Source organism: Zarconia navalis LEGE 11467, from assembly GCF_015207075.1.
Classification (GTDB): Bacteria; Cyanobacteriota; Cyanobacteriia; order Cyanobacteriales; family Geitlerinemataceae; genus Zarconia; species Zarconia navalis.
The window spans coordinates 1-12,256 of the sequence record NZ_JADEXN010000087.1 but is presented as its reverse complement, the minus strand read 5'-3'; the positions used below and the strand labels follow the sequence as shown (position 1 = coordinate 12,256).

Annotated in this window: 8 protein-coding genes; 6 read left to right on the top strand and 2 right to left on the bottom strand. The window is 48.0% G+C overall.

Features of this window, described 5'->3' with window-relative positions; translation table 11 throughout:
* Positions 1 to 966 (top strand): bifunctional sterol desaturase/short chain dehydrogenase (locus tag IQ235_RS06725; protein WP_264320720.1); only part of this gene is annotated, 966 nt, incomplete at its 5' end.
* Between the two features lie 26 nt (positions 967 to 992).
* On the opposite strand, the gene IQ235_RS06720 is transcribed toward IQ235_RS06725, so the two are convergent.
* The gene (locus IQ235_RS06720; protein WP_264320719.1) at positions 993 to 1,190 is read right to left on the bottom strand and encodes a hypothetical protein; all 198 of its coding nucleotides are present in this window, start codon (positions 1,188 to 1,190) and stop codon (positions 993 to 995) included.
* Between the two features lie 324 nt (positions 1,191 to 1,514).
* Here IQ235_RS06720 and IQ235_RS06715 point away from each other — a divergent pair, with 324 nt between their 5' ends.
* The 3 genes from IQ235_RS06715 (at position 1,515) to IQ235_RS06705 (ending at position 9,878) form a co-directional block, all read left to right on the top strand.
* Positions 1,515 to 7,016, top strand: coding sequence for a trifunctional serine/threonine-protein kinase/ATP-binding protein/sensor histidine kinase (locus tag IQ235_RS06715; RefSeq protein WP_264320718.1), 5,502 nt, complete (start codon positions 1,515 to 1,517; stop codon positions 7,014 to 7,016).
* Between the two features lie 368 nt (positions 7,017 to 7,384).
* The gene (locus IQ235_RS06710) at positions 7,385 to 7,903 is read left to right on the top strand and encodes a response regulator (protein ID WP_264320717.1); all 519 of its coding nucleotides are present in this window, start codon (positions 7,385 to 7,387) and stop codon (positions 7,901 to 7,903) included.
* A 220-nt stretch (positions 7,904 to 8,123) separates the two neighbouring features.
* Positions 8,124 to 9,878: a glycoside hydrolase family 10-like protein gene (locus tag IQ235_RS06705; RefSeq protein WP_264320716.1), complete on the top strand. Its 1,755-nt coding sequence runs from the start codon at positions 8,124 to 8,126 to the stop codon at positions 9,876 to 9,878.
* Positions 9,879 to 9,881: 3 nt separating this feature from the next.
* Here the strand turns inward: IQ235_RS06705 and IQ235_RS06700 are convergent, their stop codons facing one another.
* Positions 9,882 to 10,055, bottom strand: a complete 174-nt coding sequence (locus tag IQ235_RS06700) for a hypothetical protein (protein ID WP_264320715.1) — start codon at positions 10,053 to 10,055, stop codon at positions 9,882 to 9,884.
* Between the two features lie 281 nt (positions 10,056 to 10,336).
* On the opposite strand from IQ235_RS06700, the gene IQ235_RS06695 reads away from it, so the two are divergent.
* Positions 10,337 to 10,606 carry a hypothetical protein gene (locus IQ235_RS06695; RefSeq protein WP_264320714.1) on the top strand — a complete coding sequence of 90 codons (270 nt, stop codon included), beginning with the start codon at positions 10,337 to 10,339 and terminating at the stop codon, positions 10,604 to 10,606.
* Positions 10,607 to 10,869: 263 nt separating this feature from the next.
* A partial coding sequence (locus IQ235_RS06690; RefSeq protein ID WP_264320713.1) for a CHASE2 domain-containing protein occupies positions 10,870 to 12,256 on the top strand: 1,387 nt, incomplete at its 3' end.

Sequence of the window (12,256 nt, the reverse complement as noted above, 5' to 3'; positions counted from 1 at the left end):
GCTGCTACTTTTATATTTGGGGCACTCGTCCGGGGATGGGGGTTTGAGTGGGCCCACGAACTAACCGATCTTACCCACTTACCCGGCCCGTTTCCCTCACCCCCCGCCCACTGGTTCGTCAATCGCCAATATCACTGGCGTCATCACTTCGATAACCAAGATGCCTACTTTTGCGGGGCGCTGACATTCGTGGATCGACTTATGGGAACTGCACTATCTATCAAAGGGAAAACCATTGCCGTCACCGGGGCTTCGGGAACCCTAGGACGATCGCTGCTGCTGCATCTGCGCACCACGGGGGCAAAACCGATCGCCTTAACATCTAGCACCGAAACCGTGACGGTAACCATCAATGGGGAAAATGTCACCATTCCCACCGTACGCTGGCAAATTGGCAACGAAACCGAATTGGCACAATTGCTCGAAAAAGTCGATATTTTGGTTCTCAACCATGGGGTCAACGTCCATGGGGAACGTACGGCCGAGGCGATCGAGCGATCGTATCAGGTCAACGCGCTGTCGGGTTGGCGGTTGATGGAACTCTTTCTAGCCACCGTTCGTACTAATAAGGACATTGCCTGCAAGGAAGTTTGGGTTAATACCTCCGAAGCAGAAGTTTCCCCGGCATTCAGTCCCCTCTACGAACTCAGCAAGCGCACCCTGGGGGATTGGGTGACGCTGCGGCGATTGGACGCACCTTGCATTATTCGCAAGCTTATTTTGGGCCCGTTTAAAAGCAATCTCAATCCCATTGGTGTGATGTCAGCCGATTCGGTGGCCAAAAAGGTCGTTAAAGCAGCGCAAAGGGATGCGCGCAATATTATCGTCACCATTAATCCAATTACCTGGATTGCGTTCCCCATCAAGGAGTTTTTGGTATCGCGGTACTTCAAACTGTTCAGTCGTCCGGCAACCGCCGCGCATCCGGCGCAAACCAAGTCAGTTGCGGCGAATCGCGATCGTTGAGGGGTTTGCGTTTGAGTTGACGATCTTTATATCGGTATTAAGCTCGGTATTAAGCGCATCGTGTCATCGCGTCGTCGGTGCGATCGACATCCAGATAACCCGTCTTTAGGTTGTTCTCGAACGTTAGATTTGCGCTCGTGGCTTTGGGTGCGCGTCAGATCGCCACCGGCAGCAACGCTTCTAATGGGTTTTTTGCTACTATGATACGTGGTTTGAATTTCCAAAGTGGTTGGAGAGTTGCCTAAAGCGAATATCTCCTTAAACTTAAAAGCCAGCATTAGAGGCAAACAAAGGTCTAAAAACCTCTGAAAAACTGTGACTCGCGTGCGAGCGCGACAACGATCGGGCGTGCATCTCACTGACACCCACAAGCGCGTGTTAGGCCCTTCAAGTGTATCTATCCATTTGCGAGCCAATTCGCAAAGTTTCCAGAATTTCTCATAACTCTTGCGTATAACATCAGAGGCACGTTTCACATTTCGTGTCTGGTGCGAACTTGAATTGCGGCTAACAAGGTTTCATACCGTTTGAGCGGGTTCAATTAGACGATGCTTAGTCTTCTTCCTGGCTACCAAATTAGTGTTTTAGTCTACGAAAGTACGACTTCTTTTATTTATCAAGGATATCGAGAGCAAGACGATCGTCCGGTCGTTTTAAAAGTTCTCAAACCTGATTATTGCAATTCTACAGAACTAGAGCGATACCAACGAGAGTATAGTATTACTCGTCGTTTGGATTTTGAGGGAATTATTCAAGCTTATGCCCTCGAAAAATATCAAAATACATTGGTGATGGTTTTAGAGGATTTTGGTGGCAAATCCTTGAAATCTTTAATGAAAGAACGAGAGTTTACCCTCTCTGAGTTTTTGACGATCGCCATTCACATCGCAGAGATTTTGGGGCAGGTTCACTCAGCCGGCGTCATCCATAAAGATATTAACCCCTCCAATATTCTATTTGTTCCCGAGTCCGGGCAAGTTAAATTAATTGACTTTGGCATTTCAACGGGAATGAGCCACGATCGAATGCCCATTCAAAATGCCCAAGGACTAGAGGGAACGCTGGCCTATATGTCCCCGGAGCAGACGGGTCGGACGAACCGAGAGATCGACTATCGCGCGGATTTTTATTCTTTGGGGGTGACGTTCTACGAATTGCTAACGGGAACGCTACCGTTTCAAAGCAAAGATGTTATGGAATTGGTGCACGCTCACTTAGCGATCGCGCCCATACCACCTCACGAAATCCGCCCGGAATTGCCCCAAGCGGTTTCGGAAATTGTTATGAAAATGTTGCAAAAAACCCCCGAAGATCGGTATCAAAGTGCTTGGGGAATTCAAGCCGATTTAGTTCTGTGTTTGATGCAACTCGAAGCCACGGGGTTAATTGAAGATCTCGTGCCTGGGGAAAATGATGTCACCCAAAATTTTCATATTCCCGCTGGGCTTTACGGTCGAGAACGAGAAGTTGAAACCTTGCTAGCAGTGTTCGATCGGGTTGCGTCGCCACAGAAGAATCAGGTTGCCTCTCCGGCCGCAAATTCTGCACCCTCGAGAAGCGATCGTTCCGCTGTGAGTCTCTCACCATCCTCCTCGAAAACGGCTCGACCGAGTACTGAGTTTATCCTAATATCGGGATATTCGGGGATGGGAAAATCCGCATTGGTCGCCTCAATTCACCGCCCCATCGGCCAAAAAGAAGGATACTTTATCTCGGGAAAGTTCGATCGGCTTCAGGAAAATATTCCCTACTCGGCAGCGATCTCCGCCTTTGGAGATTTCGTCCGCCAACTGTTAACTCACACCGAGGCGCAGTTATCCCAATGGCGAGGGAAGCTGGCTGAAGCCCTTGGGGAACAAGGGCAAGTCATTATCGATGTCATTCCCGAATTACAACTGATTATTGGCGAACACCCCCCCCTCACACCCTTGGAACCTGAAGCCGAACGAGAGCGGTTTGCCGAGGTTTTTCAAAAGTTCGTCCGAGTTTTTTGTATCAGTCCCCACCCGATCGTCCTATTTCTCGACGATCTGCAATGGGCGGACGATGCCACCCTCGACCTCATCGAACAATTACTTATCGATGAAGAGATTCAATATTTACTATTAGTGGGGGCCTGTCGCAGCAATGAAGTCGGTTCGGCCCATCCGCTGATGGTATTGCTCGATCGCTTGCACGATCGCGCCTGCACCGTCGAGCAACTAGAACTCGAACCTCTAGAACTCGAACCGATCGTTCAATTGATAGCCGATACGTTGCACAGCGACGAGCGCACCGTGAAACCTTTAGCGGCACTAGTCAAGTATAAAACCAACGGAAATCCCTTTTTTATTCGGGAATTTTTGAAGACCCTCTATGCCGAAAAATTGTTAGTCTTTGATGAAGAGTCAATCGGTTGGCAGTGGGATATTACGCAAATCGAAGCTATGGGGATGACCGATAATGTTGTAGGCTTAACCATTGCCAAGTTAAAAACATTACCCGAATCCACACAACAACTGTTGAGTTTGGCGGCTTGTATGGGGAAGGATTTCGATCTCCATATTATTGCGGCGATTTCTCAAAAATCTGTTTCCCAAACCTTTCACAATTTGATTCCCGCTCTTGTTGAAGGCTTAGTTCAACCCACATCGGAAACGAGTTCGAGTCTGGCAAATTCTCATGATTCTTCGGTATTAATCGCTCAATATAAGTTTTTGCACGATCGAGTTCAACGTGCGGCCAATGCCCGCCTCGATGGGGTAACGAAACAGAAAATTCGGTTTCAAATCGGCAAAACTCTCTTAGAAAGAGTACGAGAAGATCGGCGATCGGAAATGCTATACCCGATCGTCGATCACTGGAATGCAAGTTTCAAGACGATTGAAAATAAGAAAGATAAAGTCGAACTCGTTGCATTGAACTTAGAAGCCGCTCGAAAAGCCAAAGATGAAATGAAATACGACTTGGCTCTCGACTATCTCAAAGCTGGCATTCAAAGCTCTCCAGAAGAAATTTGGCTTTCGGAGCGTTCTCTCGCATTTGCAATTCATAAAGAAAGAGCCAAAGTTGAATATCTAAATGGAAACTTAGAGAGATCGAAAATCTTAGTTCAATACTTGCTAAATCAGGCAACATCTCCTATTGAGAAAGCCGAATTTAAAAATATTTTAATCGCACAGTATACTCTAGAAACTCAGTACGAACGGGCGATAGAAACGGGCTTAGAGACGCTGAAATCCTTAGGATTTAATTTGCCCAATTCTAACTTAGATTCGTTATTAGAGCGCGATGTCGAAAATCTAGAAAGCCAAATGGCTCAAGGTGACATTGCACGCTTAAAAGAGCTTCCAGAAATATCAAGGATTGATATCGCAATTATCATTAAGCTTTTAAGAAATTTAGCTTCTCCTATTTTTTTAAAGAACAAAAAGCTTTTTGGAATTATCAATCTCAAAATTATCGAACTTTCCCTCAAATACGGTCAAGCTCCTGAATCTTCAACGGCTTACGCTTCCTACGGTATTTTACAAAATATTCTCTTCGAGAATCCAGTCCGAGGTTTTAAATTCGCCACATTAGGGGTGGAAGTGAGCGATCGGGCTATGGCTCCCGCTCACAAGTGCGAAACCTCAATGAAGCTGGGTGCTTATTTAATGCCTTGGGTAAAACCCTTAAGAAATAGTTTGAATGTTTTTGAGACAGGATATCGGGCGGGAATTAACTCTGGAGCACTGCAATTTTCCGGTTATACTCTTGTCTATAAGCTTCTAACATTATTTTATGCAGGAACGAATTTAGGATATATTCTCTCAGAAATTCCAAATTTTTTAACTCTGTGTCAGAAAACTCAAAATATCTGGGCAATTGACACCATTTCGGGACTCAGATTTCCACTTCTAAATTTGTGCGCTCAAACTCAAAATTATCTTGAGTTTCAGAGTGAAGATATGGAAGAATCTGAGTACTTGGCAAATTGTGAAGCTCATCAAACTGTCATCTCGGTTTGTCTTCATCATCTTTACAAACTACAAATTTTTTACCTTTACGGTAACTATTCTTCAGCTTTAGATTCGGCGATCGCTGCAAGAGAAAATTTAGCGACGATCGAAAGCACGATGTCCATTGCTGAGTATCAATTTTTCTACGGCTTGACCCTCGCCGCACTTTATCCATCAGCAAATAGCAATCTGCAAAAACAATATTGGCAAACCTTAGAAGCCATTCAAAACCAGCTCGAACGTTGGACGAGCCACTGTCCGGAAAATTTCGAGCATAAATGCTTGCTGCTATCTGCAGAAATGGCTTGGATTTCCGATGCAATTTTGGAGGCAGTCGACCTTTACGATTTCGCCATCGCCTCGGCAAAAGAAAACGAATTTATTCAACACGAAGCACTCGCCAACGAACGCGCGACCAAGTTTTGGCTGGCGCGAGGAAAAGAAAAAATTGCCAGCCTTTATTTGAACGAAGCCTATCGCGGCTACCAACGTTGGGGAGCCTCTCGAAAAGTCGAAGAATTAGAGTCGAAATACGCTTATTTACTGACTCCTTCTCCCATTCACTCCAACTTTCCCGATTCCCTCACTCTCAATGGGAAATTTAAGTCTTCGATGACGGTTACCTTTAACTCCACGCGCACTCGTGCGGGATCGTTAGATCTCGTGGCTGTTACGAAAGCCGCTCAAGTTCTCTCCGGAGAAATTGTGTTGACTCAACTGCTCGATAAATTGATGCATACGATCGTGGCGAATGCAGGAGCAACCACGGGGTTTTTGATGCTAGAACGAGACGATCGGTTGACCATCGAGGCGATTAAAAGCGTCGGTTCCGACACCATCGCGTTGCAAGAATCGATTCCTGCCAACCAGATCGATCGTTTACCGCTTTCGGTGATTAACTATGTCGCCAGAACCCACGAAAATGTCGTCTCTAGCGATCCGGCAACGGAATCTGCATTTGCAACCGATCCTTATATCCAGTTGCATCAACCCAAATCAATATTGTGTGCGCCAATTCAAGGCCAAGGAAAGTTGATCGGTCTTGTTTATCTCGAAAATAACATTACCTCTGGAGCCTTTACCGACGAGCGGCTGGATGTATTGATGCTCCTGTGCGCTCAAGCGGCGATTGCTTTAGAAAATACGCGTTTGTATCACGATCTCCAGCAGTCGGAAATGCGCGAGCGAGAGAGAGGCTCGCAGCTCAAACAGTCTTTAAAAGATCTCCAAGAAGCTCAATTAAAACTCGTTCAAGGCGAAAAAATGGCAACTTTAGGTCAGCTAGTGGCCGGAATTGCCCACGAAATCAACAATCCCGTCGGCTTTATTGCGGCGAATATCAGCCACGCGCAAGGATATATTGAAGATTTAAAAAGCTTGCTCGAACTGTATCAGGACTTTTATCCCGATCCGGTTCCTGAAATTGTTGATGAAATTGATAGCATCGATCTCGACTTTATTATCGAAGATTTACCGAAAATTATTGGTTCGATGCAAGTGGGAACCGATCGCATTCGCCAAATCAGCAAATCCTTGAGAACGTTTTGTCGCAGCGATACTTCTGCAAAAGTATTAGTTGATATTCATGAAGGAATTGACAGTACTTTAATGATTTTAAAACACCGATTGAAAGCCAACGATCGACGCCCGGAAATCGATATAATCCGGGAATACGGTCAGTTGCCGTCGGTAAACTGCTATGCCGGACAACTCAATCAGGTGTTTATGAATATCCTCGCCAATGCGATCGATGCATTTGATGAATTCAATCAAAATCGAACCTATACCGAAATCAAACAGAACCCCAATCAAATTAAAATTAAGACCGAACTCAATGACATTGGCGATCGCGCGGTCGTACGCATTGAAGATAACGGTAATGGTATGCCGGAGGAGGTTCAGCAAAAAGTCTTCGAGCATTTATTTACAACTAAACCTGTCGGCAAGGGAACGGGGTTAGGGTTATCGATTTCTCGTCAAATTGTTGTCGAAAAACATAGGGGTCAGTTAAGCTGTTACTCAGTCCCCGGAGAAGGCACTCAGTTTGCCATCGAGATTCCCCTCTCTTAATCGGGAGCTCGAGCTTTGCTACATTAGATGTAAACAGATGTAGAACAGCATCTATTACTCTAAGTTATCGGTACGGTCTTTGGGAATTGTTTGTCGTGTAACGAGATTCAACATCAAGTCGCTGCCTAAATTACCCAATCCGACGGAAAATAAGGTAAGCTCGTTAAGCATTGTTACGATCGTTTCTCTGGTATCTCATAGGTATCATTGCCTCTTTCTGGGGTAAATCTATACCTCGAAGAAGGGCATAGGGTAACTTTGGGAAAGCCATCGCGTGCTTCCTGAGTCTGTTTGAGAAAAAATGATGCGGCATGTCTTCGTCACAGCGTTGTTAATAGATCCACAACCCGTGGGGAGGAGTATTTACTTTGGAGGCTAGTCCATCCGATAACTTAAATCGAGAAGACGATCGACTTCTGTTTGCAGAAGAAACTGAAGATCGAGCGGCTATCCAAGACTACCACGAACGGCCTTGGAAAGTTTTGATTGTTGATGATGAAGAAGAAGTTCATAAGATTACAAAATTAGCCTTAAAGGAATTGACATTTGAAAACAAACCGCTGCGGTTTTTGAGTGCTTATTCGGGAAAAGAAGCAAAACAGTTAATTGAAGCTCACCCAGATATGGCAATTGTTTTGCTCGATGTGGTGATGGAAACCGAAAATTCTGGGCTAGATGTGGTCGAGTATATTCGGAATGTTTTAGGAAATCAGATGGTTCGCATCATTCTCCGCACGGGTCAGCCAGGACGGCTACAGGAGAATTTGATCGTTCTAAAATACGATATTAACGATTACAGAACGAAAACCGAACTCACCGTTCAAAAGCTATTTACGACGGTGGTCACATCTCTAAGAACCTTCAGTGTTTTGATCGGGATGATCTAACATCTCGCTTTAAACATTGGAGGCGGGTTGCGAGGCGATCGCGTTTGTCAGTATTCAGCAGCAGGGGAAGCTCGCAATTGAGAATTGGGGAGATACGCAGACAGGCAAATTTACGATTCATATACCCAATCCCCTCGCTTCTCCTGCTTCCTCTGCTCTCATCTCCCCATAAAAGCTGGTATAATCTCGCCTGGGATGCCTACCAATCACGCCAAAATTGATGTTCGATCGCCCCTTGTTTTCGTCTGCTGTTGCCTGTGGGATTTCGATCGCCGCGATCGCCTCCCCAGTTGCCGCCCAGAACCCGTTCAACGATATCCAAGGACACTGGGGGCAGACTTGTCTTCAGGAGCTGGGCGACCGCCGCATCCTCAACGGCTACCCCGATGGCAGCTTTCGTCCTAACGCCCCAGTGACGCGAGCTGAATTTGCCGCAATCCTCGATAGCATCTTCTCCGGGCGCGATCCCGTCAGAGAGGCGATCGAATTTGCCGATACCGACGGACATTGGGCGGCAAAAGCGATTACTTCAGTATACGAACGGGGGTTTCTCTCGGGCTATCCCAACCGTCGCTTCGGGCCAAACCAAAATATTCCCCGAGTTCAGGCATTAGTGGCCCTAGTTAACGGTCTCAAATATATCCCTTCCCAGAAAGAAACCCAAATCACCCTCGATCTGGCTTTTACCGATGCGGCAGATATTCCCAGCTATGCCACAAACGCCATGGCAGCCGCCGCAGAACGCCGAATGGCGATTAACTATCCCGATGCCACCCGCCTCGAACCCAATCGAAACGCGACCCGAGGGGAAATTGCGGCGATGTTGTGTCAGTCTCTCGTAGAAATGGTTCCCAACGGGGCGATCGCCAGCGAGTACGTAACGACAGTATCCCTGCCGGAAATTCGCGGGGTATGGATGACGAATATCGACAGCGACGTGCTGTTTTCCACCGAAAAGCTCAAAGCGGGTTTAGAGCGTTTGGCGGCGCTCAATTTCAATACCATTTATCCGACGGTTTGGAACTGGGGATATACGCTGTATCCCAGTGAAGTTGCCGAATCGACGTTTGGGCGATCGCTCGATCCCGAACCGGGGTTGCAAGGTCGGGATATGCTCGCCGAGGCGGTGAAAGAGGGCGATCGCTTGGGATTGCGGACGATCGCCTGGTTTGAATTTGGGTTTATGGCCCCCTCCTATTCGGAAATTGCCCAACGCTATCCCGAGTGGATTACCAGCCGCAGCGATGGCACTCAAACGAAAATGGAAGGGGAACACGAACGGGTTTGGTTCAATCCCTTTCATCCGGACGTGCAGCAATTCATCCTCGATTTAGTGGTGGAAATTGTCACGAACTACGATGTGGATGGCATTCAATTTGACGACCATATGGGACTGCCTTCCGAGTACGGTTACGATGAGTTTACCGTTGCCCTATATCGCAGCGAGCACGACGGAAAAGACCCGCCAACGGATACCAAAGACCCAGAATGGCTGCGGTGGCGAGCAGATAAAATTACGGCGTTTATGGGTCGAGTTTTTCGGGCCGTTAAGGAAGTTGATGAAAACTGCATCGTCGCCCTGTCTCCCAATCCTCAAAATTTTGCCTATACCGAATTTCTGCAAGATTGGCAAACCTGGGAACGGCGGGGATTGGTGGAGGAAATTATGTTGCAAGTGTACCGCGACGATACGATACGGTTTGCGCGAGAATTGGAAGCCCCAGAGGTGGATGCTGCCCGCCAAAATATTCCCGTCGGCGTGGGGATTTTAAGCGGGTTAAAAAATCGTCCCGCATCTTTAGATTTGATTGAATCTCAGGTGGCGATCGCCCGAAATCGCGGATTGGCCGGGGTTTCGTTCTTCTTCTACGAAAGTTTGTGGAGTTGGACGACCGAACCGGTAGCAGAACGAGAAGCGGCGCTGGCGAAGCTATTTCCGACGTTTGTTGGCGCACCGGATGTCATTGACGATTGACGCTCACCCAGCTATACGCGAAGCGTTAGCTGGAGATTCCCCGTTCACAGACACTTGACTAGATGCCCCGAAAGGCACCCCCGTCAGATCGTCTCCAGGGGCATTTTCAAGACCGTGCGCCCCACGGCCGTCTAACCTATTTCGCAGCACGATGCCACTTGCAATATCACGGGGCATGGAGCACCCTTCCAGCACGTAGCACTCCATCGACGCGGAGGGAGAGTTCTGGGAAGATACGAGAAACGATCGATTGACCCCCAGCAACACCAGCCTCGCCTGCATGCGGTTACTTGTGTTCTAACCGATATGGCAACTGCTATATCTGTGGTGGAAGTGGGGCTACTTTTTCATGTACCGAAATGTACCGAAAATTTTTGGGCGATCGGGTCGCAAGCTCAAGGATTGCCTATAATCTTAAATGCACGATCGCCCCTTGAAAACCTATCCGGGAACCAATTTTGACCATTTCCAAAGAGCAAGCCAAGCCGTTACTCGAAGACCTTATCTTTACGGGGGAGAAGTCCCGAGATTGGGTACAGGATGTTTGGGCTCTCAGTCCCACTCTGGCAGAAAGTGCGGCGAGTTTGGTGGATATGCTCGATCTGGTTATGGCGATGATGAGCGAAGCCCAGATTGAAGAATTGCTGCGGCAACTGTACCGAGATAATCCAGATGCGATCGAGGATTCCAAGTTGCGGGACGATTGGCATCAATGGTTCGAGAATTGAGCTAGCTCGATCTCAATTTTCAGCTTATACGCATCTACATTTTCTACTGAGTTATTCATCGATCGGGGTTTTCATGTTGGGTTGACCCCAGTCACCGCAATCAGGGACGCGCACAGGGGCATTACCCCTAGCGTTAAAAATTGAAGAGAGTGGGAAAGCTGGGGAAGAGAGAATTGGACGAACGGATAACGAAAAGTCGGTGACTTGTTATTCTCCCCATCCCCCATTCAATGTAGAGATCTCCGAGTGCGATCGCGCAAAAGATGAAGACCAAACTCAAGCAACAACTAGAGATGTGGGGTAGCGTCCTCATTTCCGTGCCAGTGGTGACCGGAGTCGTTATTGCCTTGCGGTTGACGGGATGGTTGCAAGTCCTAGAGTGGGGCGCGTTCGATGGATTCATTCGCTGGCGACCCCGAGAACCCATCGACGATCGCATCGCCATCGTCACCATTGACGAAACCGATATCGGACATATCGGACAGTGGCCGATGCCCGACGGCGTAATGGCACAGTTGCTCGAGAATATTCGAGCGCAGCAACCGAGCGCCATCGGTCTGGATATCTATCGCGATTTACCCCTAGAACCGGGACATCAGAGATTAGTGAAAGTCTTCGAGACTACCCCGAATCTCATCGGTATCCAGAAAGTTGCTGGAGAAGCCGTTGACCCACCACCGGCACTTGCCAAAGACGACCGAGTGGCCGCTTCGGATAACGTGACCGATGCCGATGGCAAGGTGCGTCGCGGTGTCGTTGCCATTGGTAAAGAGGACGGAAACCTCATCTCGGGACTGGGTACTCGTCTGGCCTTAGATTATCTCGAAAAGCGGGACATCGAACTCGAAGTTGCCGACGAAGAAAAAAGTACTTTTCAACTGGGCAAGGCTAAATTTCATCCCGTCATCCCCACCCATCGCGGTTATGTCGGTCCCAAAGCCGATACGGGAGGCTTCCAGATTTTGCTCAACTATCGCGGGCAAATCGATCGTTTCGATACAATCTCGATGAAAGATGTTCTCGAAAATCGCATACCCGCCGACTTCATGCGCGATCGACTCGTCTTTATCGGAGCCATAACCCCCAGCCTCAAAGACATTTTTCAAACTCCTTACAACAATGCTCTAGTGGGCAAATCTCGAGCAATGCCTGGAATTGTCATTCACGCCAATTTAGCCAGTCAAATATTGAGTGCGGCCCAGGGCGATCGCCCGATGCTGCGGGGATGGGGACGCAGAGCAAATTGGCTGTGGATCGCCACTTGGTCTTTTGTCGGGGCGGCGGGGGGCTGGTCGTTGCTGCAAACCCGCCTCTTCAAAAAGAACTTATTCTTGATCGGAACCCTCTGCACGATCGTCTCGATAGGAAGTCTATTAGCTATCGGCAGCTATCTTGCCTTTCTCGGGGGTTGGATGATTCCGGTATTTTCCCCCCTGCTAGCCCTAGGTGCTTCGGCAATTTGGATTGCCAACTACCACGACCAATGGCAACTCAAGAGGGCTTTTTCAAAACTCGCAACCACCAACGGACAGCTTGCTATTGCCAACGGAAAACTCGAAAACTATTCGCGAACCTTAGAAACGCGCGTGGAGGAGCGTACCCAGGAACTGCGCCAAGAGGCGATCGAGCGGCAGCGGGCCGAAGAAGAAG

Excerpts from the sequence above, each read along its gene's own strand:
- IQ235_RS06705 (WP_264320716.1), top strand. The coding sequence starts at position 8,124 with ATGTTCGATCGCCCCTTGTTTTCGTCTGCTGTTGCCTGTGGGATTTCG.
- IQ235_RS06715 (WP_264320718.1), top strand. The coding sequence starts at position 1,515 with ATGCTTAGTCTTCTTCCTGGCTACCAAATTAGTGTTTTAGTCTACGAA.
- IQ235_RS06700 (WP_264320715.1), bottom strand. The coding sequence starts at position 10,055 with ATGCCCCGTGATATTGCAAGTGGCATCGTGCTGCGAAATAGGTTAGAC.